22 protein-coding genes, 1 tRNA gene and 2 pseudogenes are annotated in these 25,540 nt (G+C 51.8%); 9 read left to right on the forward strand and 16 right to left on the reverse strand.

The annotated features are described in order from the left end of the window. Window positions 1-78: 78 nt before the first annotated feature. Window positions 79-606, forward strand: a pseudogene (locus AWM70_RS23920) (MFS transporter); the annotation flags it as partial. 145 nt (window positions 607-751) lie between these two features. Beyond that, window positions 752-1,498: an MFS transporter gene (locus AWM70_RS23925; RefSeq protein ID WP_237167715.1), complete on the forward strand. Its 747-nt coding sequence runs from the start codon at window positions 752-754 to the stop codon at window positions 1,496-1,498. A gap of 109 nt (window positions 1,499-1,607) precedes the next feature. Here the strand turns inward: AWM70_RS23925 and AWM70_RS13805 are convergent, their stop codons facing one another. The 5 genes from AWM70_RS13805 to AWM70_RS13825 form a co-directional block, all read right to left on the reverse strand. Beyond that, entirely contained in the window at window positions 1,608-2,882 is a 1,275-nt protein-coding gene (locus tag AWM70_RS13805; protein ID WP_068697303.1) for an MFS transporter, read from the reverse strand. A gap of 177 nt (window positions 2,883-3,059) precedes the next feature. After that, window positions 3,060-4,232: an ABC transporter permease gene (locus AWM70_RS13810; RefSeq protein WP_068697305.1), complete on the reverse strand. Its 1,173-nt coding sequence runs from the start codon at window positions 4,230-4,232 to the stop codon at window positions 3,060-3,062. Further along, window positions 4,229-4,945 carry an ABC transporter ATP-binding protein gene (locus AWM70_RS13815; protein ID WP_269465770.1) on the reverse strand — a complete coding sequence of 239 codons (717 nt, stop codon included), beginning with the start codon at window positions 4,943-4,945 and terminating at the stop codon, window positions 4,229-4,231. Before AWM70_RS13815 ends, AWM70_RS13810 begins: the two co-directional genes overlap by 4 nt. Beyond that, window positions 4,945-6,432: an efflux RND transporter periplasmic adaptor subunit gene (locus tag AWM70_RS13820; RefSeq protein ID WP_068697307.1), complete on the reverse strand. Its 1,488-nt coding sequence runs from the start codon at window positions 6,430-6,432 to the stop codon at window positions 4,945-4,947. The genes AWM70_RS13815 and AWM70_RS13820 overlap by 1 nt, the downstream gene beginning before the upstream one ends. Before the next feature lie 246 nt (window positions 6,433-6,678). Further along, complete coding sequence (locus AWM70_RS13825) at window positions 6,679-7,347, reverse strand: phosphatase PAP2 family protein (RefSeq protein WP_068697309.1); 669 nt, start codon at window positions 7,345-7,347, stop codon at window positions 6,679-6,681. Between the two features lie 417 nt (window positions 7,348-7,764). Here AWM70_RS13825 and AWM70_RS13830 point away from each other — a divergent pair, with 417 nt between their 5' ends. Continuing rightward, the gene (locus AWM70_RS13830) at window positions 7,765-8,265 is read left to right on the forward strand and encodes a hypothetical protein (RefSeq protein ID WP_068697311.1); all 501 of its coding nucleotides are present in this window, start codon (window positions 7,765-7,767) and stop codon (window positions 8,263-8,265) included. 301 nt (window positions 8,266-8,566) lie between these two features. Here AWM70_RS13830 and AWM70_RS13835 read toward each other — a convergent pair. Both AWM70_RS13835 and AWM70_RS13840 read right to left on the reverse strand, forming a co-directional pair. After that, a tRNA-Arg gene (locus AWM70_RS13835) sits at window positions 8,567-8,640 on the reverse strand. Window positions 8,641-8,851: 211 nt separating this feature from the next. Then, entirely contained in the window at window positions 8,852-9,202 is a 351-nt protein-coding gene (locus AWM70_RS13840) for a hypothetical protein (RefSeq protein ID WP_068697314.1), read from the reverse strand. A 158-nt stretch (window positions 9,203-9,360) separates the two neighbouring features. Here AWM70_RS13840 and asnB point away from each other — a divergent pair, with 158 nt between their 5' ends. Beyond that, on the forward strand, window positions 9,361-11,205 hold the full coding sequence (gene asnB, locus AWM70_RS13845) for an asparagine synthase (glutamine-hydrolyzing) (protein ID WP_068697316.1): 1,845 nt from the start codon (window positions 9,361-9,363) through the stop codon (window positions 11,203-11,205). Window positions 11,206-11,456: 251 nt separating this feature from the next. After that, window positions 11,457-11,642 carry a multidrug efflux MFS transporter gene (locus AWM70_RS23285; protein WP_151208756.1) on the forward strand — a complete coding sequence of 62 codons (186 nt, stop codon included), beginning with the start codon at window positions 11,457-11,459 and terminating at the stop codon, window positions 11,640-11,642. A 216-nt stretch (window positions 11,643-11,858) separates the two neighbouring features. Here the strand turns inward: AWM70_RS23285 and AWM70_RS13850 are convergent, their stop codons facing one another. From AWM70_RS13850 to AWM70_RS13860, 3 genes are all read right to left on the reverse strand, one after another. Next, entirely contained in the window at window positions 11,859-12,494 is a 636-nt protein-coding gene (locus tag AWM70_RS13850) for an XTP/dITP diphosphatase (protein ID WP_068697318.1), read from the reverse strand. Beyond that, a complete protein-coding gene (rph, locus tag AWM70_RS13855; protein WP_068697320.1) occupies window positions 12,491-13,240 on the reverse strand; it encodes a ribonuclease PH in 750 nt (249 codons plus the stop codon). The genes AWM70_RS13850 and rph overlap by 4 nt, the downstream gene beginning before the upstream one ends. 196 nt (window positions 13,241-13,436) lie before the next feature. Then, entirely contained in the window at window positions 13,437-14,777 is a 1,341-nt protein-coding gene (locus AWM70_RS13860) for a GerMN domain-containing protein (RefSeq protein ID WP_068697322.1), read from the reverse strand. A 133-nt stretch (window positions 14,778-14,910) separates the two neighbouring features. Between AWM70_RS13860 and AWM70_RS13865 the strand changes: the two genes are divergently transcribed. Then, a complete protein-coding gene (locus tag AWM70_RS13865) occupies window positions 14,911-15,483 on the forward strand; it encodes a phosphatidylglycerophosphatase A family protein (protein ID WP_068697324.1) in 573 nt (190 codons plus the stop codon). 68 nt (window positions 15,484-15,551) lie between these two features. Here AWM70_RS13865 and AWM70_RS13870 read toward each other — a convergent pair whose 3' ends face one another. The 3 genes from AWM70_RS13870 to AWM70_RS13880 all read right to left on the reverse strand — a co-directional run bounded on the left by AWM70_RS13870 (window position 15,552) and on the right by AWM70_RS13880 (window position 18,720). After that, entirely contained in the window at window positions 15,552-16,556 is a 1,005-nt protein-coding gene (locus AWM70_RS13870) for an MBL fold metallo-hydrolase (protein ID WP_068700674.1), read from the reverse strand. Between the two features lie 19 nt (window positions 16,557-16,575). Then, window positions 16,576-17,331 carry a class I SAM-dependent methyltransferase gene (locus AWM70_RS13875; RefSeq protein WP_068697326.1) on the reverse strand — a complete coding sequence of 252 codons (756 nt, stop codon included), beginning with the start codon at window positions 17,329-17,331 and terminating at the stop codon, window positions 16,576-16,578. 171 nt (window positions 17,332-17,502) lie between these two features. After that, window positions 17,503-18,720 (reverse strand): peptidyl-prolyl cis-trans isomerase, encoded by a 1,218-nt coding sequence (locus AWM70_RS13880; protein WP_068697328.1) that lies wholly within the window; start codon window positions 18,718-18,720, stop codon window positions 17,503-17,505. A gap of 243 nt (window positions 18,721-18,963) precedes the next feature. Between AWM70_RS13880 and AWM70_RS13885 the strand changes: the two genes are divergently transcribed. Next, window positions 18,964-20,319 carry a dipeptidase gene (locus AWM70_RS13885; protein WP_068697330.1) on the forward strand — a complete coding sequence of 452 codons (1,356 nt, stop codon included), beginning with the start codon at window positions 18,964-18,966 and terminating at the stop codon, window positions 20,317-20,319. Between the two features lie 166 nt (window positions 20,320-20,485). Here AWM70_RS13885 and AWM70_RS23290 read toward each other — a convergent pair whose 3' ends face one another. After that, entirely contained in the window at window positions 20,486-20,698 is a 213-nt protein-coding gene (locus AWM70_RS23290) for a hypothetical protein (RefSeq protein ID WP_151208757.1), read from the reverse strand. Between the two features lie 145 nt (window positions 20,699-20,843). Here AWM70_RS23290 and AWM70_RS13890 point away from each other — a divergent pair, with 145 nt between their 5' ends. Continuing rightward, complete coding sequence (locus AWM70_RS13890; RefSeq protein ID WP_068697332.1) at window positions 20,844-21,512, forward strand: HAD family hydrolase; 669 nt, start codon at window positions 20,844-20,846, stop codon at window positions 21,510-21,512. A 182-nt stretch (window positions 21,513-21,694) separates the two neighbouring features. Further along, a complete protein-coding gene (locus AWM70_RS13895) occupies window positions 21,695-22,921 on the forward strand; it encodes a mannitol-1-phosphate 5-dehydrogenase (RefSeq protein ID WP_068697335.1) in 1,227 nt (408 codons plus the stop codon). Between the two features lie 626 nt (window positions 22,922-23,547). Here AWM70_RS13895 and AWM70_RS13905 read toward each other — a convergent pair. Both AWM70_RS13905 and glpK read right to left on the reverse strand, forming a co-directional pair. Further along, window positions 23,548-23,773 (reverse strand): annotated as a pseudogene (locus AWM70_RS13905) (helix-turn-helix domain-containing protein). A gap of 151 nt (window positions 23,774-23,924) precedes the next feature. Then, entirely contained in the window at window positions 23,925-25,415 is a 1,491-nt protein-coding gene (gene glpK, locus AWM70_RS13910; RefSeq protein WP_068697336.1) for a glycerol kinase GlpK, read from the reverse strand. Window positions 25,416-25,540 lie beyond the last annotated feature (125 nt).

Genomic DNA, 25,540 nt, shown 5'->3' on the forward strand with positions numbered 1-25,540 from the left:
TTCAGGCTCAGAAGCATTCTGGTTCCCTTGATCGCCATTATCGCCGGCGTATTTATGGTCGTTCTCGACGGTACGGCTATGAACGTGGCCTTGTCCACTCTGGTGGCGGACTTTAACGCTACCCTCCCCACCCTGCAATGGGTCGTAACGGGATATATGCTGGCCCAGGCTTCCGTTATTCCGCTGTCGGGCTGGCTGTCCGACCGTTTTGGCGCCAAAACGGTGTTTATGACCGCGGTTATCCTGTTTACGCTTGGATCGATTTTATGCGCTACGCCGCAAAATGCAGAGCTGCTGATCGTATTCCGCGTTATTCAGGGACTCGGGGGCGGCTGCGTGCTGCCGGTAGCTATGGCTTACGTTTATCGGCTCGCCCCACGGGAGAAAGTCGGTATTGTAATGGGCATTATGGGGATTCCGGTCTTGTTCGCGCCGGCGATCGGCCCCGTGCTTTCCGGCTGGCTGGTAGAATACCATTCGTGGCGCTGGATTTTTTTGATCAATATTCCGGTCGGCATCCTTTGCGTGCTGGTCGGCATCAAGAAGCTGCCATGGGTGGATCGCAGCAGCGTGCCAGGCTTTGACAAACTCGGCATCATTCTGGGGCCGCTGGCCTTCGCTTCCCTCTCTTACGGGATTAATCAGGGGGCGGACAGCTGGACCTCCCAAAAAAACCGTCATCGGCCTTGCCGTTGGCGCCCTGGCGTTGATCGCGTTTGTGGTGACCGAGCTGCGCGCGAAATCTCCGCTTATGGAGCTGCGCATCTTCCGTTCAGTCGATTTCAGCGTAGGCATTGTCGTGCAGTGGGTCGCCCAGTTTGCGCTTTACGGAGCCTTGTTCCTGCTGCCGCAGTTTCTGCAGCAGGCCCGCGGCTTTGAAGCGTTTGACACCGGTTTGATCCTGCTGCCGCAGGCGATTGCTTCCGGTTTGATGATGCCGATTGCCGGCTTTCTGTTTGACCGGATTGGCGTCCGCTGGCTGGTTGTCATCGGATTAAGTTTAGTCTCGGGGGCTTTGTTTCAGTATTCGCAGGTCGATTTGACCACCGAAGGCAAAGACCTGATCCTGCCGCTGATTATGTGCGGCGCAGGCGTTGGCATGATGTCGATGCCGATGAATACACATCTGCTGAACAAAGCGCCGCAAAAGCTCGTTGGAAGGGTCACCTCGCTCACCAACGCTATGCAGCAGGTGGTCAATTCCATGGCCGTAGCTGCTTTGGTCACTATTTTGACCTCCAACACCACCAAACATGTCAATGAAATGAAAGCAGCTGCCGGGCAGGCCGGAGCTGCCGCCAATGCCGCCTCTGCTTCTCCCGAAGCGCTCAAGCAGGCTGCTGCCGGCGCTATGACGCTGGGCTTTGACGATACCTTTAAGCTGATGGCTTTCGTCGCCATCGGCGGAGCGGTTCTAGGCTTTATTCTTCGCCGCGGACGCAAGGACGCAGCCGAGTCCAGCTCCGCTGCCAGCGTTCAAATTTCAAATTCAGACTGAATGCAGTGATTCAGCCAAAGCAAACAAAATGCCGCCTCGGGGCTCGAGGGCGGCATCTTGCTTTTTTATAGAATGGATCCTATCTATATCCTTGGCTTTCCCCTGAATCTCAGGCAATCCGGCTGACCTCTGGCGGCTCGAGATCGCTCGTTCGCTGAATCTGCCGCACGGGCGAAGCAAGCAGGAGAAATACGGTCATCAACGACAAGCATCCTGCCACCACAAGCGTTCCCCGTAAGCCGATCCAGGTGCCAAGGGCCCCGCCGAGCAAAGCCCCCAGCGGAATCGCTCCCCGGCTAATAAAGGTTTGGGCGGAATTAACCCGTCCCATCTTGTCATTAGGCGTGACGGCCTGCCTCAAACTGACTTGATTAATATAATACACGGTATTTCCCATAGAGGAGCACATTTGGGCCAGCATGAGCAGCAGGAGAATGAGCAGCAGATTCCCAGCAGCCGCAGATACCAGCAAATAACCCGTGCCGATAAGCAGCGAAGAGCCTGCAATCGCTAAGCCGATCCCTGTCTTCGCCGCCAGACGGCCTGCCAGCATAGCGCCCAGCACGGCCCCGAAGCTGCCGACCCCGTAGATCAAGCCTATGGAACCCGCTTGCAAGGACAACTTCTGCACCAGAAACAGCATATACACCGCATCAAAGGAACAGCGGGAGAAATTAAGCAGCGCCGTGGAATAAGCAATGGTTCTAAGGAAAGGATTCGAGAACAGGAATACAAATCCGCTTTTGATGGAGCTCAAGAGGCCTCTGCCGGGAACAGCCGGCAGCTTCTCTGCGATTTTGATTCGTCTGAAGATCCAGATGGATACCAAATAAGTCGCTACATCAACCCAGATGGCAAACGGAGCTGTCAAGGCCTGAATAAGGCCGCCAGCCGTCGTTGGTCCGGCGAACTGCGCCGCCGCCCGTGTTCCTTCCAGCTTGCTGTTGCCTTCGGTGAGCTCTTCCCGGCTTACAATCGAGGGCAGAAAAGACTGGTAAGCAAATTGAAACACCAGAGAGCAAGCTGCCGTCATGAAAGCAAGAATATAAAGGGATTCTATCGTAAGCCAGTCCACAGCATGAAGCAGGGGAATCAAACTAAGCAGAAGAGCGTTCATCAGGTTTGCATTCTTCAAAATCGGCAGGCGCTGAAGCCGATCCACCCAAACTCCGGCCAACAAGCCGACGAGAAAATACGGTGCGGTTGAAGCTGCAGTCAGCAGCCCCATCTGCATGGGGTTCGCCTTAAGAAGTGTTACTGCAATTAATGGCAAAGCCACAAACGTCACCTGCGAGCCCATCATCGAGATCGTTTGTCCCAGCCAAAGCTTCCGGAAGTTATCATTGAGCCATAACCCCCAACCTTTGTTCCCAGATCGGTTCATCTTCGTCCCTCCGAAGTTGATTGCATAGAGCAAAGCTATTCCTGCAACTACTATACCAATCCTATCCAAAAAAGGGATAAAATTTTTGTCATGTTCCCAAAAAAAGACACTGGAGCTCTTTCGAGTCTCCAGTGTCTTTGCGCTTCTTCCTGCTTGTTGATTTGCTTCGCTGCTTGGTCAATCCGTCCGCAGTGCGTAGATCGGCCTCAATTTGGCCGCTTTATTCGCCGGTATAACACCAAATACAATTCCGATCACCAAAGAAAATCCAAAGGAAAGGATGACAATACCCAAGGATACGGAAGTGTTCATTGAAGTATAGTGGCCGACCAGCGCGCTTGCCCCATAACCCAGGCCAACCCCGATCAGACCGCCCAGTCCACTCAGCATGGTAGATTCGATCATAAACTGCAGCAAAATATTCCGTTTCTTCGCTCCGATCGCCTTGCGGATTCCAATTTCCCTCGTTCGTTCGCTCACCGATACTAACATGATGTTCATGATGCCAATTCCGCCCACAAACAAGGAAATGCCGGCAATGCCGCCTAGGGCGATGGACAAGGTTTGGGTCGTGGAATTGAGTGTGTCTATGGCGTCCTGCGAATTAAAGACTGTATAAGAGTTGTCCGCATTTTCAAACTTCTTGTCGAGTGCGGCTTCAATCCGCGTCTTCACACCTTCCACCTGCTCCGCGCTTTCCGCCTGAATCGTAATGGAACGTACCCCTTTGCTTTGCATAACCCGTTCAGCCGTCTTGATCGGAATCAGAATTTTATCGTTGTTGGAGGATGTCAGGCTTGTGCCTTTGGACTCCAGCAATCCGACAATTTTAAAAGGCGAACCGTTGAGCAATACCGTTTGTCCAAGAGGGTCCTCCGTACCGAATAAAGTGCTCGCCGTATCCGTTCCGATCAGCGCCACCTTCATCCGGTAGCCGTTGTCAATATCCAGAATATAACGGCCGGCCTGGACATGGAAATCCTGGACCTCCTCGTAAGCGGGCGTTATGCCTTCTACAGATACCGAGGTATTTTCAGTGCCGTGTTTGGCTGTCATCGAACCGCTGATCACCGGGGATACATGTTTGACTCCATTCAAATCTCCTAAAGCCTCGGCTTCATCATAGGTCAAATAAGTCGTGTTGCCCCGTCCCATAATGTTTACCGTCAGGAGATCTGTCCCCAGCCCTTCAAGCTGGGACGTAATTTGCGAAGTTGTGCCTTTCCCGACGGATACGAGCGCAATGACTGATGATACGCCGATAATGATCCCGAGCATCGTCAGAAACGATCTGATTTTGCTTCCGGCTATGCCTTTCCAGGCCATTTTAAAGCTTTGAAAAAACATCATGCCGGATTCCCCCGATCTTCAACGATCCGGCCATCCTGAATCCGGATAACCCGCTTCGCCCGCTCAGCAATGGACAAGTCATGCGTGATCAGGATGATGGTATGCCCCTGGGCATTCAGCTCTTTCATTTTGTTCATAACATCGACGCCCGTTTTGCTGTCCAGGGCCCCGGTCGGTTCATCTGCCAGCAGAACGGGCGGATTGCCGGCAATAGCTCTGGCAATCGCCACCCGCTGCTGCTGGCCGCCGGATAGTTCAGACGGGCGGTGATGCATCCGGTCGCCAAGTCCTACCCTGGCAAGCGACTCTTCGGCGTTTTTCCTCCGCTCCCTGTGCGGCATACCGCGGTATACCAGCGGGAGCTCTACGTTTTCGAGCGCGGAAAGTTTGGGCAGAAGGTTGAACTGCTGAAAAATAAAACCTATTTTTTCATTACGGATTTTGGCTAACCGGTTGTCGGACAGTTTCTTTACATCTTGACCGTCCAGCAGATAAGTCCCCTCTTTGGCGATGTCCAGGCATCCAAGCATATTCATAAGGGTTGATTTGCCAGAACCTGAAGGCCCAATGATGGCTACAAATTCCCCGTATTCGATTTTGAAATGAAGGTTGTTAAGCACCGTCATCTTTTGGTCAGCCATCACGTAGCTGTGTCCCAGGCCGGTCACTTCGATCAGCGGATGTTTTTTCTCTTCAGGCAAAATGAGATTCATTAGCGGCCACCTCCGCCGCCGAAGCCGCCTCCTCCGGTACGGCCGGCTCCCCCGCCAGTGCCGCCACCAAAGCCACCTCCGGTTAAACCTCCGCCGCCAATACCGCCGAAGCCGCCAGCGCCTCCGAAACCACCACTCCTATTGCCCTGTATTTCTGCTGCTGCCGAAGACGAGGCTTTAACCGTAGGTACCACCACTTCATCGCCTTCATTCAAACCGCTGACGATTTCGATCGTGCTTTCATCATGGATACCGACTTCGATTTGTTTCATTTGGCCTCGGTTTGCTGCCGTACCAGAGCGCTCGGAGATTCTGCTGCCTCCAGCCGTTCCAGAGGTCCTTCCCGTTCTGGCGGCTCCGCCGTTCGGGCTTTCCGTCTGCTGATCGCCGGCGGTTTGACCGCTCTGCGCTTGTCCGGATCCGCTGGCTTGTGCTGCGCCCCTCTGGCCGCTTTCGCCGCCGTTCCGATCACTGCCGTCTGATCCTACGGCGCTTGGAGGGAACCCGCCTTCTTCTGCGCTCGTACTGCTTTCGGTGCCCGAAGCAGCTTCCGTTGTCCCCGTTGGAAGGATGACCATATAATTGTCTCCTCTTTGCTGAACGGCTTCGATCGGAAGCGTAAGCACGTCCTTTTTCTCCTCAATAATAATGGAAGCCTCGGCCGACATGCCTACGCGGGCTTCATCCGCATTTTTCAAGGCAATCGTAACGTCGAATAAGGAAACTCCGTTGGAAGAGGTGCCTTCATTCGCTATTTCGCTTACCTCGCCATCAAAAGTCTGATCGGGCAATGCATCAAGAGTAACCTTAGCCGCCATGCCGGCTTTGACCTTAGGAATATCCAGCTCATCGACACTGACCTTGACGCTGAGCTTCTGATAGTCCGTAATGACAAACAGCTCCGTGCCGCCTTTGGCCTGCTCCCCATCGGTAATGCCAACCGTCGTAATCGTTCCGTCAATCGGCGCCACCAGCGGATCGGGCGCAGCCGCATCCTCCTGCATTTTCGCCAAATCATCTTGGGCGCTGCTGATATCCAGCTCCTGCTTTTCGATCGACTTTTTCACTTCATTTAATTCGTCGTCGGTCGCCCCGGATTGGACTTTTTCTTTAAACTGTTCCTGCAGATCCTCCAAATCCGATTGCTGCAGCTTGATGTTGGATTCGGCCTGCTTGACCTGCTCGGAAATATCGTCTGCCTCGTAGGTCAACAGCTGCTGGCCTTTTTTGACTACGTCGCCGGCCTTGACCAACACCTTGTCCACCTTGCCCTCGTCTTTCGGACGCACGCTTTCCTGCCCCGTGGCTATGACGGAACCTGAGCCCGAAACGCTGACCGTAATATCCCCTTTCTTAACGGTGGTCGTGCTCTGCGGTGCAGCTTGTACCTGAACTTGTTTCCCCGGATAAAACTGCAGAAACACAAAAACGGCGCATGCCAGCACCACAACAGCAACCCCTGTCCAAATCCATACCTTTTTTTTCATCGGCGCCCCTCATCTCTCCCTATACAGAAATGTATGTATTGTGTTCCTTTATTCTATAAAGCGGAAATTAATGGTTCCTGAAATGAAACTGAAGGTTTGCTGAATGTTTAACTTGCAGGAGATGTAGAGACGCATAAAAAAAGACGGAGCAGGCCTCTGGCCTCTGCTTCGTCTGGTAATGCCTTGTGGTGCCTTGGCACCTCTATTTAGTTCGATTTTTGGCTGTTTTCGGACGACAATTTTGCCTCATGCCTCCATCTGCCGGCGGCGTAAGGCCGCCTGCTCGGCATGACGGGCCGGAAGCTTGAAGAGAATCAAACGATAAAACTCAACCAGGGCAAAAGCCGAGAGGGCATCCAAGATGACATGCTGCTTCATAAACAGGGTCGAACAAATAATGGTGATCGACATTCCCCCGATCAGGAGCCTGTTCATCAGGCCGCGCGCAGGACTGGTAAACATCATCCGCAGAACCATATAACTTGAAAAACAATGAATACTCGGAAAACAGTTAAACGGCTGATCCCGGTCGTAAATAAAAGTGACCAGGCGGGAAAAAACGTCGCTCCCGCTCACAACCGGCCGGGGAACCGTCGTCTGGAACACGCTGTAAATCGCGTAGCAGGTCAGCGCGCAAACTGTATAAAGCACGATAGACTGGTAGTAGGCCTTTCTATCCCTGAAAAAGAAATAGACCAGACAAGCATAAATGTAAAAAATCCAGATCCCGTAGGGTACCGAAAAATATTTGATAAACGGTGTCGCACGGTCAAAATCAGTAACCAGAGAATACACATGTTTTGTGGGATGATCCACAAAATGATACAAATATCCCAGCAGCGGAAAAACAAGCATTAGAGCCAGCGGCAGCCAGCGCTGCTGCTCTTTCAAACGAAGTGATGCCCATTTAATCATTTACAATCAAAACCTTCCCTACAGGATCGGGCAGCATGGGCCCGTGACATTACTGACTTATTTTACTGCTCCATCCGCAGGGCGGCAACTTCTAAAGATTTGAAAACAGATATTGTATTTGGTTAAAAGGCAGGAATCAATTGCACTGAAGTAGCTTACGCATGAATAATTTCAAAGAAAAATCAAGAATGCAAAAAGTAAGTGTCTTTTACTTTACAGGAGCTTACTATTTCTTTAGGTATGTATGTTATTATATTCTTACTTTTACTTTGTTTTTATAAGGTAATTTAAATAATATGGAAATTAATTACTTTTTTAACTTATATGATAATATTAAAAAAAGATATTAACAATAATGTGTTGACAATCTATTTTATGTTAATATCTAAATACTACTAATTAGAAAAGGAAATTCATATGAAGAAAAAGGGTGCTTTGTTCGCAATTTTATCTTTAGCATTGGCTACCTCCGTTGCATCAGCAGCATCATCTAATCAAGAAAAGACTTCTGTCCCTGTATCCAGTCCAGTAGTAAGTCAATCATCAAATAATAGTATTAACAGTACAGATGGTTTGTTTAGCCCTTTTATTGTTGATAAAAGCTTCGACATGCTTGCAAATGGAGCGGCTACTGTTCAAAATCCTTTTACAATAAACCCTGGATATGGCCATATTAAATTTCTTATTAAGAATTACAGCAGTGCTTCGGTTAATGTAACACTAACTCATACAGACAGTGGACTAGTCTACTTTTCTAAAACCATTCCTGCCAGTAGTTCTCTGGAATGGTATAACTTCAAAGATGGCTACCCTCAAGGGATGCGCAGTGGTAACTATATCCTGCAATGGAGTGGTGGCGGAACAAATGTAAACGGAGAAGTGTTTGGAAAATTAGCTTCAAGCACTACAGACTTTTAATTACGAGCTGTACTACAAATTAAGCAGAGCGCTAAGAGGTCTATTCTCTTTAGCTCTCTGCTTATTTACGTCTACAGTAACCTTTTAAGTAATTTATGGGCAAGTAAATGCCGCCCACCTTTAGATTTGGTAAACCTGGAGTCAGTATGAAATCTCAGGTTCAATCCTGCTTCCAGGTCTATTTATCCTGCTCGCTTGCGACTTCGCCCAGTCCCTATTACATAGTGCCCTCGCTTCGACGAACCCCCAGGGGTTCTCATCCCGAGACGAAAAAAGCTCTCCCGAAGGAGAGCTTGCTAGACGTCCCAGAAGGGATTCGAACCCCTGACCGACGGCTTAGAAGGCCGTTGCTCTATCCAGCTGAGCTACTGGGACATATGTAAGGACAACGTATATTATTATACCGGAATCTGGATTTATTTCAAGTGTTTTTGATGATAAGCCCGTGAGGCAGCAGCCGCCAAACGCGGTGCTGCGCACGGGAACGGTGACAATCTCCACAAGTCATATTTCTGCGGCAGGCTTCGTTCAGAGTACAGCTACGATAAATTTTAGAGGTACTCCTTCATTTACAGGCTCTCCTTCCTTAGAGGTTCTCCTGCAGCTTGGCGGCAATTTGCTTCATCCCGAACAACGTATCTTTAAACTGCATACGATGAAACTCAGAGGTTTGCGTTGCCGATGACAAACTTGCGCCGAATTCCTCTTCGGAAATTTCTTCGTACGAGTTATGCAGATTGTTGTTGTACCAGTCGATTTCCGGATCGATGTCGGTACTGTACATGTGGACGATGTCGTAAGCCCCCTGAGGTGTCTTGGCTACATAAACGAGCAGGTCATGCTCGCCCGCTTTGCCGGAGCTGACCTCAATTTCCGCACAGCGCTGGCCGTTATAATCGGTCATCCGGCGGAACTCTGCGTTGGTGATTTTGTACATGCTGTCTTCCCCTTTCCTGGTTTCAATTGCAAACGCATCCTCATGTAGTTTCCATAAAGGACAGACATTTTATGCCCTTGTTCGGCATAATGTGTTATTACTTTGGGCGACATCACTACGCACCAGGGAGTGGCTGAAAGAGAGGATGAACATTAATCATGTGTGGAATTACAGGATTTATTGAATGGGGCCGGGACCTGACGCAGGATTCCGAGCTTCTGGTGAATATGACCGAAACCCTGTTCAGACGGGGACCCGACGGCCATGGAACTTGGATTTCCAATCCCTGCGCCTTTGGACACCGCCGCCTGAGTGTTATGGACCCTGAGAACGGCGCCCAGCCGATGACTTTCCAGGATGAGGACTCTGTGTTCACAATCGTATACAACGGGGAGATCTATAACGCACTCGAATTAAAAAGCGAACTCCAGCAAAGAGGCCATCATTTCCGTACCACCTGCGATACTGAAGTTCTCCTTCACTCCTATGCCGAATGGGGTCCGGGCTGCGTGGACCGGCTCAACGGCATTTTTGCGTTTGCGGTGTGGGACAGCGTGAAGCAGCATGTTTTTTTCGCAAGAGACCGTCTAGGGGTTAAACCCTTGTTCTACAGTGAACAGGACGGACTGCTGGTCTTCGGCTCGGAGCCGAAAGCGATTCTTAAACACCCGGGAGTCGAAGCGTCTGTGGACGCGGAAGGACTGGCCGAAATTTTTGCGATTGGACCGGCTCGTACACCTGGCCATGGCGTCTACAAAGAGCTAAAAGAGCTGCGCCCGGGGCATGCGATGATTTACAGCCAGTCCGGGCTGCGGATTTATCCTTATTGGCAGCTCCAAAGCGTGGCTCATGGGGACAATGTCGAGCAGACGGCCGAGAAACTCCGCGCCCTGTTGACGGATACGGTTGAGCGTCAATTGATCTCCGATGTGCCCCTGTGCACGCTGCTGTCCGGCGGACTGGATTCCAGCGCCCTTACCGCGCTGGCCGTCAACTACTACAAACAAACCGGCCAAGGTCAGGTCCACACCTTCTCCGTAGACTATGTGGGCAACGACAAACATTTTAAAGAGCATGTTTTCCAGCCGGGAGCGGACGGACCGTGGATTAAACGGATGGTCGACGAGCTGCAAACCGAACATCATTATGTGCTGATTGACACCGATTCACTGGTCGAAGCGCTGGATGATGCCACAAGAACCCGGGATATGCCGGGGATGGTCGATGTGGATTCTTCACTGCTGCTGTTCTGTCATGAAATTAAAAAAGAAGCCACCGTCGCCCTATCCGGCGAAGCGGCGGATGAAATCTTCGGCGGCTACCCTTGGTTCCACCGTCCAGAATTACGCGATTCCGGCACCTTCCCATGGTCCGTATCCAGCGCCTTCCGCGCCGGGCTGCTGTCGCCGGAGCTGAGAGAGCATATTCAGCCGCTGGATTATGTCGAAAGACGTTATCAGGAAGCGCTGGCCGAGGTTCCCGCCCTGGAAGGCGAAGACGACAACGACGCCAAAATGCGTGTGCTCTCCTACCTGAACATCACCCGTTTCATGCCTACCCTGCTGGACCGCAAAGACCGCATGAGCATGGGGGCGGGACTTGAAGTACGTGTACCTTATTGCGACCACCGGCTGGTCGAATATGTGTTCAACATCCCTTGGCATATCAAAATGACCGGCGACCGGGAAAAAGGCATCCTGCGCAAAGCCCTAGAAGGGCTGCTGCCGGACGATGTGCTGTACCGCAAGAAAAGCCCGTATCCTAAAACACATAACCCGGCTTATCTGGATGCCGTGCGGAATCAGATGCTGGCCGTGCTGGATGATCCTTCATCCCCGATCCTCCCGCTGGTCGACAGCAAGAAGCTGCGCGAAATCGCGGCAACTACCGATCCAACCTCACATCTGCCGTGGTTCAGCCAGCTGATGTCCGGTCCGCAGCTGTTCGCCTACATCACGCAGGTAAACCGCTGGCTTAAGGACTACAACGTTTCCATCCGTTAATCGAGCTTCGTTCTTTAAACGATACGAGCGCATGCAGCGTATGTCTCAAAGTATAATATTCGTGAAAAACCAAGGAGCCAGGCGGAATTATACCGCTTAGCTCCTTGGTTTTTGGTATTTACAGCTGCCGGTTTCGAGCCTGAATAACATAATCAAATATGCTGGCTTTCATCTGAACTGGGAATGGATCTTCCTGGTGAACATTCCGTTCTGCACGGTTGCCATTCTGATGGCATGGCAAGGTCTTCCCAATGAAGAACGCAGAACCCGAACGTTACGGCTGGATTGGGGCAGTATTCTTGCCGGTCATGGCTTCCGCTTATATCGGACTCTCTTCGAGGCAAATCCCGCATGCCAGCGTCACCACTCGTATTATGCAGCAAATCGGCGGTGCCTTCGGCGCATCGTTATCGCTATTATTTTGCAGAACGAGCTGAATTCGATCGTGTCACATGCTCCGGAAGCTCTAGCTGTTGCGTTCGCTCATGCGTTTATCTGGTCGATTGTTTTCTCAGTGCTGGCTTTAATCCCGGCCCTATTTCTGCCGAGAATTAAAAAATAAAGTCAGGTTAGCGGGACTGGATGGCGAAAAGAAAAAGCTATCCCTTAGACAGCAAAGATGCCTGGGGATAGCTCTTGGTTATGATAAACCGCTACAGCTGCTGAGTCTGCTTCTCCAGCATCTCCGCAAGCTTTCGCAGCGCACGGCCGCGGTGGCTGATCGCCTGCTTCTCCTCGAGGCTGAGTTCAGCCATCGTCTTCTCGTATTCCGGCAGGTAAAACAGCGGATCGTAGCCAAAACCGCCGCTCCCGGCCGGCTCGGACGTAATCCAGCCATCCACCTCGCCGTCGGCCTCTACGAAGCTGCCTGAAGCAGGATCATAATAAGCCAGGCTGCAGACGAACCGGGCTGGGCTAAGCAGCGGCTGCTCCGTATCTTCGCCCAGGTTCAGTTCAGCCAGCTCGGCCAGCAATTTCTCGTTGTTCATTTCGTCGCTCGCGCCTTCACCGGCAAAGCGGGCGGAATAGACGCCCGGTCTTCCGTCCAGCCGGTCTACGCAGAGGCCGGAGTCGTCGGCGAGCACCGGCAGCCCCAGCCGGTCGCCGACCTCTTTGGCTTTCTTGCGGGCATTTTCCGCAAACGTTGTCCCGTCTTCCACAACTTCGGGCACGTCCGGGAAGTCGTACATGCTTTTGACCGGCTTCCCTAAGAAAGCCAGCGCATGAGCAAACTCGCGAACCTTGCCTTTGTTCCGCGTGGATACGATAATCGCATTCGTCTCCGTCATGCCTGAGTCCCGCCTCCAATTTGGCCTGCTATCGCGCCCAGCGCTTCACGCTGCTGGGTAATCATTTCGCTGATGCCCTTCTCCGCCAGAGCCAGCAGGCCGTTTAATTCGTCCCGGGAGAATGGATTCTCTTCCCCTGTTCCCTGGACTTCGACAAACTTTCCTTGCCCTGTCATAACAACGTTCATATCGACTTTCGCTTTGGAGTCCTCTTCATAATTCAAATCGAGCAGCAGCTGCTCCCCGATCACGCCAACGCTGACGGAAGCCAGATAATCCGTAACCGGGAATACAGGCAAATTATGTTTAACCGCCAGCTTGTGAATCGCCATTGTCATTGCTACAAAAGCCCCGGTAATTGAGCTTGTCCGCGTACCTCCGTCTGCCTGAATCACATCGCAGTCAATCAGCACCGAACGTTCGCCAAGCGCTTCCAGATTCACGACCGAACGCAAAGCTCTGCCGATCAGACGCTGAATCTCCATGGTACGCCCCGTCAGCTTGCCACGGCTGGCCTCCCGTTGATTACGGGTATGGGTCGCACGCGGCAGCATCGAATATTCGGCGGTTACCCAGCCTTTGCCTTGGCCTTTCATAAAAGGAGGCACCCGTTCTTCTACCGTTGCCGTACAAATAACCTTTGTATCGCCGACTTCGATGAAGACGGAGCCTTCCGCATATTTATTCGTATTTACCGTAAGTTTCATTGCTCTGCGCTCATCCTGAGCGCGGCCGTCCAGTCTCATGTTCCTGTTGTCCTCCTTAGATCCCCACATTGCGGGGCCTTGCGTTGCTTCTCCTTATTCTACCAAAGTCACCCGGCAAAAGCACCCCGCCTTCCGTACTCACACCTATACAAACCTCCGCACAAACCGGCAGGCAAAAAAAAGAGACCCTCTGGTCTCCGATATTTTGATCCATTTTGTTCAGGAACATGCCTGATTAAACGGACAGGTCATTAATTTTTTCCGGGCGGGCAACCGGGCTGCTGTACGTTTTGTTTTCGGTATCCACCACATTTTTGCTGTCGTTAAAGGTAATGTTGACCTTGCTGCCTTTGGCGTTCTCGGTAACGGTCAGCACAACTGCCTCCAGCATTTGCGCCGGAATCCGCTCTCCGCTTTCAAACATGTCATCGTTCATCGCAACGCTGACCACACCGTCTTTGGATTCAACCGACTTCAGCGAGGCGGTTTCGGTGAGGACCTGCTCCAGCCCGTCCCCCTGCTGAGGACCGTTGATCAGCTGGCCAAGCGCAGCTTTCAGCGGATCGTCGCTGTTTGGAACAAACCGGGTAACGGGTACAAAATAAGAGGAGCCGTCCTCGGAGGTTGCGGTGAAATACACCGTCACCGGCGTTGTCTGGGAGACGCTGGTCCCCCCGGTCAATTCCAGATTGATGCCTACTGCTCGGCTTAACGGGTATGAAATCGGCGTATGGTCTACCGGCATTTCATTCAAACGCTGACCATCCACCCAAACTTCAACGGAATCCACGCCAGGCTGTTCGGTAAGCGTCCAGGTGACAGACTCGAGGATTTTGCGTTCATCGGCTTTGTCGTAATTTTCGAAACCTTTGGAAAATTCCACAACAGCCAGCTTCTGATCAGCTTTAAGCGTCACGCTTTTGACTTCGGTGCCCTCGGGCAGAACCCCGCTGAAGCCGAGCGGCAGCTGACTTTGGTAAGGGCCGTTTTTGACCAGGGTCTCCAGACTCTTGACCAGCTTGTCATTCGAAACGTCTGCATTGGAAGCATCAGACGAAACTTGATTCGAAGAATCCTGAACTTCCGCCGAAGTCTCGTCGGCTTGCTGCCCGGCTTCATCTGCAGAGTCTTCCGCGCTCGCCGAATCATCCGCGGCGGCTGGAGGATCCTGGCTTTGATCCGCCTGGGTCGTCAGACTGGAAGCGTCGCCGGAGGAGCTTTCATCTGCAAGAGGATCGGCGGCGGAGGTTTGCTGGGCCCCGGAGCCTTCAGAAGCCGATCCTCCGGTATTTTTCGCATTGTCGGCGGTACCTTTGTCTCCATCAATCGGCAGTGAAACCGGGGCAAGCAGGCCTTGTCCATTGTCCAGATAGACCGTTGTCAAGGTTGCCGGATCATGCTGGACTTCAGCCGCAGTCGGCGTTATGCCGCTTAACATCTGGGTTTCTACATTAGCCGGCGGAGCATCGATGTTGGCAGAGGGGCCGGCTCCGATCAGGGAGCAGCCTGATAAGAGAAGCGGCAGCGTAACCGCGCTGGCGGCGGCCGTCTTTTTCCAGTGTTTCATACGTTTCATGAATGGGGTTCCTCCCTACGTTTATTGGGCTGGTTTGTACTACTATGTATACGAGCCTTCCTGTGAAAAATAACTATATTTTTTGCAGATTTGGACAGCTTATTAAAGATGCTAAGAACGAGGTGATCAGAGAATGGAAGAACCAAAAACCCCTTATGCCCTGAACAGTAAAAAAGTCGCTGAAGCCACCAAATATTGGCTCGAGCGACGCGGCGTGAAGATCGAGGAAATCGCAGAGCTGGTCATGCTGCTGCAGAAGAAATATTACCCCAATCTCACCATGGAAGAGTGTATCCATAACGTCGAGCGGGTATTGTCTAAGCGGGAAGTGCAAAACGCCGTGCTTACCGGGATTCAGCTGGATATTTTATGCGAGCAGAACCTGCTGATTCCCGAGCTGCAGGACATGATCAAATACGATGAAAGCCTGTATGGAGTAGATGAAATCCTCGCTTTTTCGATTGTTAATGTGTATGGGAGCATTGGATTTACAAACTATGGCTACGTGGACAAACTCAAACCCGGTGTGCTGGAGCGTCTGAACGATAAAAGCCTCGGCCCTGTGAACACATATCTTGATGACATTGTCGGGGCCGTAGCTGCGGCCGCAAGCAGCCGGATTGCCCACCGCAAGCAGGCGGAACGCGAGCAGGCACGCGGGGAGGATTCCGTGGATACCCTGGCCGAGAAAGGAACCTCTCTCTAACAAACAAAGCTGCCCGGAACAGATCCTGCGATCTTGTCCTGGACAGCTTTTGTTTTGACTTTCTCTTCTTAATAAATGCGGGCTGCCTTTCGGCTGGTGAAACGATAGAGGCCGCCTGCGTCCTGCGTCATCTCCGCTTCTTGTCTGCGTACCAGCTCGACCAGATGCGCCAAGGTTTCCGACATCGCAAACCTCATCTGATGAATGCCCGGCCTTACCCCGAAAAGAGCTTCGCAAACCGTATAACCGGTCTGGGCTCCTTCCTGCAGCAGCTCGGACACTCTGGCCAGCCGCTCCTCATGATGATCAAGCAGCAGTTCCACCCGTGAACGAAAGAAATCAAACGGATGGCGATGCCCCGGGAACGCCTGGTTCACCTCATAACGGCCCAGCTTCCTTAAACCTTCCATGAAGGCAAGCAGCGGCTGCTCATCTCCGCCAGGATAGAAGCTGATATTCGGCGAAATTTGCGGCAGCACGGCATCCCCGCAGAGCATGACGTGTTCGTCAGCCTGATAAAAGGATAAGTGACCGGTGGCATGCCCTCCGGTCAGCACCGGCTGCCAGCGCCAGCCTCCCATTTCCACCTGACAGCTTTCATCGACATACGTTACTTCCGGCATTGGCTCAACCTGCCGGTAGAAGCTCTCCAAATGTTCCGGCAGCTGGCTTGCAAGCGGCTCCGGAAAGCCGTGCTGCCGGAACAGCTCCGGCAGCGCACGGTTCATGGATCTGTCCGGCCGCCACATCCGCAAAGCTTCCAGATGAGCGGCCTCCGACATGAACACCGGCGCTTCAAACCGCTGCTGCAGCCAGCCGGCCATGCCGAAATGGTCCGGATGATGATGGGTCACGATAATTTGTTTGACCTGCTGCCGGCCAATCTCAAACAGCTTTGCGGCCCTCTCCCATTCTTGCTCCGCCGTCTCCGAACGGGGGCCGGGGTCAATAATCGTCAGCTCCCCCGAAAGGGGATCGCGCAGCAAATAACTGTTCACGGACCGCAGCGGCGGCGCCATGGAGATTGGAAGCTGAAACAGCCTTCCATCCAGCCATTTTTTAATATCTGCCATTTCTGATTCTTCAGACTTCTCAGGCATTCTGCATCCTTCTTCCCACCATAATCATACGCTTGGAGTTATGTTCATCATACGGATCTCGGTCGCTGTAGCTTCCATGCACCTCATCAAGCTGCAGACCGGCCTGGCCAAACATTTGCTTGAACTGGTCCAGCGAATAAAGCTTAATACGTTCCTCATAGCGCCGGCTTTCGCCCGGTTCACCTTCAGCCTTTGTAATTTCGATCTTCTTCTTCACAAAACCTTCTTCGATCCAACGCGTTTCTTTGATCCTTTGCCCGTCATCGACCCGCTCGGACTGCGGAACCAGGTTCCGCACGGTATAATCGGCATTCAGGAAGTCAATCACAAAACGTCCGCCAGGCTTCAGCACCCTCCGGATTTCTTCGAGCACCTTCAAATGCTCTGAATCGTGAATAAAATAACCAAAGGAGGTAAACAGGTCCACCACAGCGTCAAACTGCCCATCCGCAAGCGGGAGGCTGCGCATATCAGCCTTCAGCCACGTAATCAGCCCGTCCGGATCCTTGCGGATAGCCTCGCGCAGCAGCACGTCGGACAAATCAACCCCGGTCATGTGATAACCGGATTGCTGAAGCGCAAGGGAATGCCGTCCGGTCCCGCAGCATAAATCAAGAATTTTAGCTCCGGGCTCAAGCTTCAGCCACTCGATCATCTGCCGGACTTCCTGTCTTGCCCCCTGCTCATCCCTGTGTTTATAAACCAGCAAATAGTCTTCGCCAAAGCTGTGTTCATACCACTCACCCATCTTACCGACCCCTTTTTCCGTCATCGGTGTACCCTTATTTTATAACCCTTTGCGGCCATTTCAAATACCCTGCCGGGCCGAACCGGAAGAACTCGGCTCAAGCAGTATGAAAAAAGCAGCAGCCAGGGGTTCCCGGTCTGCTGCTTGTTAGCTTTAACACTGCTCAAGAGATTATTCGTTTGCTGTTCCTTCCGCAGCCGTTTCATCGGAAGCGGCGTTTCCGGTCAGCGAATTGTTGATAGTCGCTTTGGATCTCAAATCATCCAGCCAGGAAGTCGACATGGTTGACACTTGCTGGGTAATCAGAAGGTCCTTGATGTCTGCTTTCTTCTCTTCCAAAGTTGCAGTATGGGCTTCTTTGGTATCTGTAACTTTAACGACGGCATATTGGCCATCGGACGTTTTGACAGCCGAGCTGATATCGTTTTTCTTCAGCCCGAATGCAGCGGTTTCGATCGCCGGATCTACCGTTCCCGAATCTTTCGCAAAGAAACCAAGGTCTCCGCCTTTGTCTTTGGTAGTGGTATCTGTCGATTTCTCTTTAGCCAAAGCAGCAAAATCCGATCCGCCTTTCAGCTGGGAGATGATATCTTTGGCTTCCTTCTCGGTGGCCACTACGATTTGAGAAGCTTGTACCTGTGCAGGCGTATTGAATTGGGCTTTGTTCTGATCAAAATAAGATTTGATCTGATCATCCGTAACCGTTACTTTAGGCTCAAGCAGCTTGCGAATCTGGGCTTCTTTGTGAAGCTGCTTGTCGAAATCCTCGTTAGTCATGCCGTATTGGGCAAGCAGCTGGTTCAGCGCATCTTCGGAACCAAACTGCGTGATGTAGAAATCTCTTTCTTTCTTAACGTCTGCGTCGGTCACTTGAACATTGGCTTTAACGGCTTCCTGACGGATCAGCTCGTCGTCGATCATACCGCTCAGCGTCTGCTCTCCGCCGGCTTTCACCAAGGCATCGTACAGCTGGCCTTTGGTGATTTTGGCATCATTGACAGTCGCAACCGCTTTTTCGGAATCCTTTTGAGCAAAGGGGTTCGTAAACAAGGAAATAACAAGCAGAACAGCCAGAATAAGCGAAATACCCATCCATAGGCTGCTGTTTCCGCGATTCACCGGTGGTTCTTCATTCACCGGCGTTTCGGAAGCGTCTTCAGCTTGCATGACAGCCAATGCTTCGCTGCTTGCGTCCAGCCCGGTCACGATTGAGCCTTCCTCATCACGTTTGTCTTCGGCTTGCACCTCTTGCTCTTGAACTTCTTCAGGAGCTTGTCCCTCGGAAGTTTCTGCTTTATGTTCAGCTTCGGCTTCTGGAACCTGATTCTCTTCTACAGGCTCGGAAGCGTTAGGGGTTGATCCCTGCAAATCTTTTTTCTCTTCAGTCATTAATACGTGACTCCCTTCTGAATTTCTAAGCTTTTATTAAGATACCAGAAATTTGATGTAAAAACCTTAACGTTTACTAAAAATTATTCTTCATCTTTTTAAGGTTATATTAAGGTTAGCCAAAAAATCAGGATTCATCCATGTTTATCCAATGGATCAACGTGTGCTGTCTCCATTTCCGCTGTCAACCAAAACGTAGTACAATAGACCATAGATTGATGCCAGGGAGGATTAGATAATCAAATGAGCTACCAAACTTATTTTGAGAACCGCAGAGAACAACATTTAAATGAACTCAAGGAATGGCTCTCTATTCCGAGTATCTCCGCTATTTCGCAGCATAAACCCGACGTGAACCGTGCGGCCCAGTGGCTCGCCGATACCTTGAAACGCGCCGGACTCGAAAATGTCTCCATCAACGAAACAAAAGGCCATCCAATCGTGTACGCCGACCATCTGCATGCGCCGGGCAAACCGACGATTCTGGTATACGGCCACTATGACGTGCAGCCTGTGGATCCGCTGAACCTTTGGCAGACGCCTCCGTTCGAGCCGGATGTCCGTGACGGAAAGCTTTTCGCGCGCGGCGCAACGGACGACAAAGGCCAGGTATTTTTACATATCAAAGCCGTTGAAGCCATTCTTGCCGAAGAGAAAGAACTTCCGGTCAATATCAAATTCTGCATTGAAGGCGAAGAAGAGGTATCCAGCCCGAATCTGCCGATTTACCTCGAGCAGCATCAAGATAAGCTGGCAGCCGACGCGGTGCTGATCTCCGACACTTCCCTGATTGAAAAAGGCAAACCAGCTATCTCCACGGGTCTGCGCGGTTTGTGCTCTCTGGAGCTGACGATCAACACGGCCAACACCGACCTTCATTCCGGCTCTTTTGGCGGCGGCGTACCCAATGCCCTGCATGCCATCGTCACTCTGCTGAACTCGCTTCATGACGTGGAAGGACGTGTGGCCGTTGAAGGCTTCTACGACGATGTCGCTCCACTTTCGCCTGAAATGCATGCCGAATTCGAGAAGCAGCAGTTTAATGAGGAGAAGCTGAAACAGGATCTCGGCCTGACTTCCCTGTTCGGCGAACCGGGTTATACGTTTGTAGAGCGCGTTGGCGCCCGTCCTACCCTGGAGATTAACGGCCTGTACGGCGGCTTCCAGGGCGAAGGCTCCAAAACGGTTATCCCTAAGGAAGCGCATGCCAAAATCACCTGCCGTCTGGTGGCCAACCAGAATCCGCATGACATTTTGGAGAAAATCGAACGCCATCTCAAAGCTAATGTGCCAACCGGCGCTGTGCTGACGTTCTATCCGGGTGAGAAAGCTTTTGCTTTCAATATCGACCCTTCCCAGCCGATGCTGCAGAAAGCCGCTGACGCCTATGAAAAAGTGTACGGAACCCGCGCCCTCTTCACGAAAGACGGAGGCTCGATTCCGATCGTCGAAACCTTGTCCCGCGTGCTGAAGGCTCCGGCCGTGCTGATGGGCTTTGGTCTTCCAGACGAGAACCTGCATGCGCCAAACGAGCATTTTAATCTCGAGAACTTCGATAAAGGTCTTCTGACCATTGTCGAATACCTGAGATCTCTGTAAAATTTCCTGACACCAACCGCCCGTTTCGCTCTGAACTCCAGAGAGGAATGGGCGGTTTTTCTTTGATTTCAGCTTGATAAACGATCCATAACTGGATATATATACTATCCCATCCCATCTAAATTAGCCCATTGCAAAATTTTATCAGTCTTTTTTAATTCTCGCTTTAGCTTTCTCTGTTTGCCGGCATGTCCGTTCTTAACGGCAGGCTTAAAGCCGCCCATTGTCCCAAACCTTTGATACTACTGGAGTTGCGCAGCTTCTTGGCCAGACAATTAACCGTCGTTAAAGCGTCCTCATAGGGCAAAAATAACTCAATTTGTAAACGGTTAATTGAGCCCTTTTGTAAGCGCAACCATTCGTGCAGATGGCGTTCCATCGCCTTGACGCTTCACTTTTTCCCATGATAGGGTAGTTAACAAGAAGCCGAAAATTACTTTTTATTCCAAATGAAGCATACAAATTTTTGGCTCGTCTGCAGGATGAAACCTCACCAATCTACTAGAAAAAGGGGATGATGAGTTTTGATCAAAGGATTTATTTTTGATTTTGACGGCACGATTATTGACACAGAGACAGCTTGGTATTATGCGTTTAGAGACGCTTATGCCGAACATGGGGTTGAGCTGACGCTCGAGCAGTACTCCACCTGCATCGGAACGGATCTAAACGACTTCAATCCTTATGAGTACCTGATGACCGATTTGAAGCTGCCGCTCGATAAAGAGGCATTCAGGCAGTCCATCCACCGCCGCCACAGCGAGCTGATGGAGCTGGAAGCGATCCGGCCTGGTATTCAGCAGTATCTGGATGCGGCCAAAGAAGCCAACCTGAAGCTGGGCATTGCCTCAAGCTCCTCCAGGGAGTGGGTAGAGAAACATCTGGATCAGCTCGGCATCACCGATTATTTCGAATGTATCAAAACCTCGGACGATGTAGCAAAAGTGAAACCTGACCCCGAGCTGTACCAGCAGGCGCTGCAATGCCTGAACCTGAAACCCGAAGAGACCGTTGCGATCGAGGATTCGCCGAACGGCTCCAGAGCTGCGGCGGCCGCAGGACTGCACTGCGTTGTGATTCCCAACGAAATCACCCGGTTTCTTGAGTTTCAAACTCCGCATCACCAAACCAGTCGTTTAAGTGACCTCGATTTTGACCATGTCGTATCCCGCAAGCTTTTTCTTGAAGCCTGAGTTTAGCAGATCTGACACCGCCCCTGTCTCTAAAGCGTTACCCGCTATCCACGTGGTCAACGGAAACCAAGGCACGGGAGAATGGATTCCTGTATCTCGATTGTTGCCCCAACTGCTTTCTTCCGCTTGTCCTGGCCTTGACCTCGTCAGCATAACCTGACCGAATAAGGAGGAACAACTCTATGAAAGCTGTACACTTTGGCGCCGGCAATATCGGAAGAGGATTTATCGGCCCGGTATTGTCCCAATCCGGGTATGAGGTTTGTTTTATCGCTAGGAACAAGAAAAAGGTAGACGAACTGAAGAGACGCCGGCAGTATCCGGTGGTGCTCGCCAACGAAGACCGGGATTCCTTCCTCGTTCATAATGTGACCGCGCTCAGCTTGGGCGAAGATCATGCCGTTGCCGCCTCCATTGCAGAAGCCGACATCGTGACGACCGCCGTGGGTGTGAGTGCTTTAAAAGATATATCAGAGGCGATTGCCAAAGGCATCAGTCTGAGACTGAAGAAATTTCCCCAAGCCGGACCGCTGCATGTGATGGCCTGTGAAAACGGCATCGGAGCCAGCAGCCTCCTGAAGAAATGGGTGGGGCAGCATTTAAGGCCGTCCGAAGCCGAACTGGCGGAGACGCGGGTCGCTTTTCCCAACACGGTTGTCGACCGCATCGTACCGGTTCAGAAGCACAGGGATCCCCTGCGGGTCATGGTGGAGCCTTTCTGCGAATGGGTGATCGACCGCAGCCAGCTAATTGGCGAGCTCCCCCCTATTCAGGGCGCTAAATTTGCCGATTCGCTTCATCCCTATGTAGAACGCAAACTGTTTACGGTAAATACCGGCCACTGCTGCGCGGCTTATTACGGTTATTTGGAAGGGTACGGCACCATTCATGATGCCATGCGCGACCCGGGTATCCGTTCCAAGGTTAAAGGAGCCATGCTGGAAACCGGCCGGATGCTGGTTGCCGAACACGGCTTTGATGCCTTCAAACATGAGCTTTATATCGAGCAAATGCTGGAGCGTTTCGCCAATCCGCATTTTAACGATCAAATTCTCCGCGTCGCCCGTTCTCCGCTGCGCAAGCTGTCCCCAGATGACCGACTCATTTCCCCCACCCGTAAGGCGAACGAGGCCGGGTTTAAAACGGAGTATCTCGTGTCGGCCATAGCGGCCGCCCTGTTGTTTGATTCTTCCAAAGATCCGGAAGCGGTGCAGCTGCAAGCTCTTCTCCGCCAGAAAGGCGTCGAGCAGGTGGTGAAGGATGAGCTGGGTTTTCCTGGGGACCATGCGCTTCATCGCAAGATCGTCGCCAGCTACCATAAACATTGCCTGAAATATCCTCACCTTGCCCACTCGGGGTTCGAAGCAATGGTCAAGAACAGGCTTCCCTTGGCTTCCAATGAGGATTGACTGTTGGATAAAGAGTCTACGGAATAGGATGAAAAGCAAACCCTGGTCAAAAGGACACATGCCTTTCCTCCTCTAAAGCGGGTTTTCAGTTTCTACATCACTTCTAGATTTGGCTTGAAGCACGTAAAACAAAATATTTTTATATTACAATAGATTTAATGCAAAACCAAACGAGGTGAAGCCCGATGAAATGGCAAGAAGTAGCTGCTTTATATCCAGGTCGATTTGACTTAGTGGAAGAATTAAAAGCTAGTTCCAGTCACCGGATGCCCGGTTGGAGGATATGGCTGTGATTCAGGATTACGAAAATCCAGAAGAAGTCTGGAACGGATACAAATATTTTTACAAGCTGCATCCGACACGTGAACTGTAAGTATTTCACACTAGTCGCAGGATGTTGAAGTTGTTGAAGAATTCTTCTCCGGTGTCAGGCCACGAGCATGAAGCTGCATCTCCAGCAAGGTTTGCCCGCTGCCTATTTAACCTTAACTTGTAACAAGCGATGCCGGATTAACGGCCGTCGCTTGTTTTTGTATTTTCGCCTATTCCCGACAAAAAAGCCTTCCCGTTTCCCATCAGGGAAGCCGGAAAGGCTATTTGCATTTTGGGGACTTGAAATGAAGCGACTATATCTTAAGTTCCCCAAGCTTGATCAGCTCGACTACCGCTTGTGCGCGGCCCTTGACGTTAAGTTTTTGCATGACATTCGAGATGTGGTTTCGGACGGTTTTTTTCACTTATAAACAGTTGTTCTGCAATGTCCCGAGTCGTTTTGTCCTGCACAAGCAGTTCAAACACTTCCCGCTCCCGATGAGTAAGCAAAAATTTGCTGTTGCGATCGCTGCCCTTCAAAATGTGTCACCCCTCCTTGCCCGGGTTTTGTGGTCTAACAAGGTTAAGGGATACAGTCAACACATTTTATGAGGGGGTCCACTTATTGGTGCGACGGCGGATTAAAAATGGGCGAACTCCCGGGATACTCGCAAGCCTCGGCCAGACCCGTTTATTTAAACGCCATCGCGGCCTGAACGGCTTTTTTCCAGCCGCTGTACAGGACTTCCCGCTCCTCCTGCGGCATCGCCGGCTCATACCGCTGCGCAAGCTTCGATTTGCTGCAGATCTCCTCGCGGCTGCTCCAGAAACCGACGGCCAGGCCGGCGAGATACGCCGCGCCCAGCGCCGTCGTTTCGCTGATTTCCGGCACCTCGACCGGCACATCCAGCAGTCCGCTGAGGAACTCCATCAGGAAGCGGTTGGCCACTGCCCCACCGTCGGCGCGCAGCGTCGGCACCGCGATGCCCGAATCCTGTTCCATCGCTTGCAGAATATCCTTCGTCTGGTAGACAAGCGACTCCAGCGTCGCGCGGATAAAATGCTCCTTGCTGGTGCCGCGCGTCAAACCAAACACGGCGCCCCGGACGTCGCTGTCCCAATAAGGGCTGCCCAGACCAACAAAAGCAGGCACCACGTACACGCCTTCCGTAGAAGTGACCCTCTGCGCATACGTTTCGCTGTCCTTCGCCGATTTGATCATCCGCAGTCCGTCGCGCAGCCACTGCACCGCGGAGCCCGCCACAAAAATGCTGCCCTCCAGCGCATATTCCACTTTGCCGTTTATTCCCCAGGCAATAGAAGTGATGAGGCCGTGTTCCGAGTCCACGGGTCTGCTGCCGGTGTTCATCAGCATAAAGCAGCCCGTGCCGTAGGTTGTTTTGACCATGCCTTCTTCATAACAGGTTTGGCCGAACAAAGCTGCCTGCTGGTCTCCTGCAGCCCCTGCGATCGGCACCCGGGCGCCGAAGAAATGATATTCCACCGTATGGGCATAAACCTCGGAGGACGAGCGGACCTCCGGCAACATCGCTTTCGGAATCTCCAAAATGTCAAGCAGCTCCTCATCCCAGCCCAGCTCGTGGATGTTGTACATCAGCGTACGCGAAGCGTTCGAGTAATCGGTAACATGAACAAGACCGCCCGACAGCTTCCAAATCAGCCAGGAATCCACGGTGCCGAACAGCAGCTCCCCGCGTTCTGCCCGCTCCCTGGCGCCGTCTACGTGATCCAGGATCCACTTCACTTTGGTACCTGAGAAATAAGGATCGATAAGCAGGCCTGTTTTTTGATGAAAAAGCTCCTGCAAACCCCGCCGTTTCAAATCCTCGCATATCTCCGACGTTTGCCGGGACTGCCAGACGATGGCGTTGTAGACGGGGATGCCCGTATTTTTATCCCAGACGATAGCGGTCTCCCGCTGGTTTGTGATCCCGATGCCGCTGACATCCGCCGCCTTCACGCCAGATTCCGACAAACAAGAGGCAATCACCGCCAGAATGGAACCCCAGATTTCATTGGCATTTTGCTCCACCCAACCCGGCTTTGGAAAATATTGCGGGAACTCGTGCTGCGCCGAATGCACCATCCGTCCTTCCCTGTCGAATAAAATAGCCCGCGAGCTGGTCGTGCCTTGATCCAGAGCCATGATATATTGCCCCATTATCCGTTCCTCCCCGTCCTCTTGGATGAGTTTTACCCTTTATATAGTTATAGTAAGAGAAAGCCGCAGATTTGTAAAAAAAGTCACACCGGCTCAAACAGCTTCGCTTTTCACTTCAGCTGCCT

Source organism: Paenibacillus yonginensis (genome assembly GCF_001685395.1).
GTDB lineage: Bacteria > Bacillota > Bacilli > Paenibacillales > Paenibacillaceae > Fontibacillus > Fontibacillus yonginensis.

What these genes read in the sequence shown, in the direction of transcription:
- AWM70_RS23925 (WP_237167715.1), top strand. Translation starts at nt 752, where the DNA reads ATGGAGCTGCGCATCTTCCGTTCAGTCGATTTCAGCGTAGGCATTGTC.
- AWM70_RS13805 (WP_068697303.1), bottom strand. Translation starts at nt 2,882, where the DNA reads ATGAACCGATCTGGGAACAAAGGTTGGGGGTTATGGCTCAATGATAAC.
- AWM70_RS13810 (WP_068697305.1), bottom strand. Translation starts at nt 4,232, where the DNA reads ATGATGTTTTTTCAAAGCTTTAAAATGGCCTGGAAAGGCATAGCCGGA.
- AWM70_RS13815 (WP_269465770.1), bottom strand. Translation starts at nt 4,945, where the DNA reads ATGAATCTCATTTTGCCTGAAGAGAAAAAACATCCGCTGATCGAAGTG.
- AWM70_RS13820 (WP_068697307.1), bottom strand. Translation starts at nt 6,432, where the DNA reads ATGAAAAAAAAGGTATGGATTTGGACAGGGGTTGCTGTTGTGGTGCTG.
- AWM70_RS13825 (WP_068697309.1), bottom strand. Translation starts at nt 7,347, where the DNA reads ATGATTAAATGGGCATCACTTCGTTTGAAAGAGCAGCAGCGCTGGCTG.
- AWM70_RS13830 (WP_068697311.1), top strand. Translation starts at nt 7,765, where the DNA reads ATGAAGAAAAAGGGTGCTTTGTTCGCAATTTTATCTTTAGCATTGGCT.
- AWM70_RS13840 (WP_068697314.1), bottom strand. Translation starts at nt 9,202, where the DNA reads ATGTACAAAATCACCAACGCAGAGTTCCGCCGGATGACCGATTATAAC.
- asnB (WP_068697316.1), top strand. Translation starts at nt 9,361, where the DNA reads ATGTGTGGAATTACAGGATTTATTGAATGGGGCCGGGACCTGACGCAG.
- AWM70_RS23285 (WP_151208756.1), top strand. Translation starts at nt 11,457, where the DNA reads ATGAAGAACGCAGAACCCGAACGTTACGGCTGGATTGGGGCAGTATTC.
- AWM70_RS13850 (WP_068697318.1), bottom strand. Translation starts at nt 12,494, where the DNA reads ATGACGGAGACGAATGCGATTATCGTATCCACGCGGAACAAAGGCAAG.
- rph (WP_068697320.1), bottom strand. Translation starts at nt 13,240, where the DNA reads ATGAGACTGGACGGCCGCGCTCAGGATGAGCGCAGAGCAATGAAACTT.
- AWM70_RS13860 (WP_068697322.1), bottom strand. Translation starts at nt 14,777, where the DNA reads ATGAAACGTATGAAACACTGGAAAAAGACGGCCGCCGCCAGCGCGGTT.
- AWM70_RS13865 (WP_068697324.1), top strand. Translation starts at nt 14,911, where the DNA reads ATGGAAGAACCAAAAACCCCTTATGCCCTGAACAGTAAAAAAGTCGCT.
- AWM70_RS13870 (WP_068700674.1), bottom strand. Translation starts at nt 16,556, where the DNA reads ATGGCAGATATTAAAAAATGGCTGGATGGAAGGCTGTTTCAGCTTCCA.
- AWM70_RS13875 (WP_068697326.1), bottom strand. Translation starts at nt 17,331, where the DNA reads ATGGGTGAGTGGTATGAACACAGCTTTGGCGAAGACTATTTGCTGGTT.
- AWM70_RS13880 (WP_068697328.1), bottom strand. Translation starts at nt 18,720, where the DNA reads ATGACTGAAGAGAAAAAAGATTTGCAGGGATCAACCCCTAACGCTTCC.
- AWM70_RS13885 (WP_068697330.1), top strand. Translation starts at nt 18,964, where the DNA reads ATGAGCTACCAAACTTATTTTGAGAACCGCAGAGAACAACATTTAAAT.
- AWM70_RS23290 (WP_151208757.1), bottom strand. Translation starts at nt 20,698, where the DNA reads ATGGAACGCCATCTGCACGAATGGTTGCGCTTACAAAAGGGCTCAATT.
- AWM70_RS13895 (WP_068697335.1), top strand. Translation starts at nt 21,695, where the DNA reads ATGAAAGCTGTACACTTTGGCGCCGGCAATATCGGAAGAGGATTTATC.
- glpK (WP_068697336.1), bottom strand. Translation starts at nt 25,415, where the DNA reads ATGGGGCAATATATCATGGCTCTGGATCAAGGCACGACCAGCTCGCGG.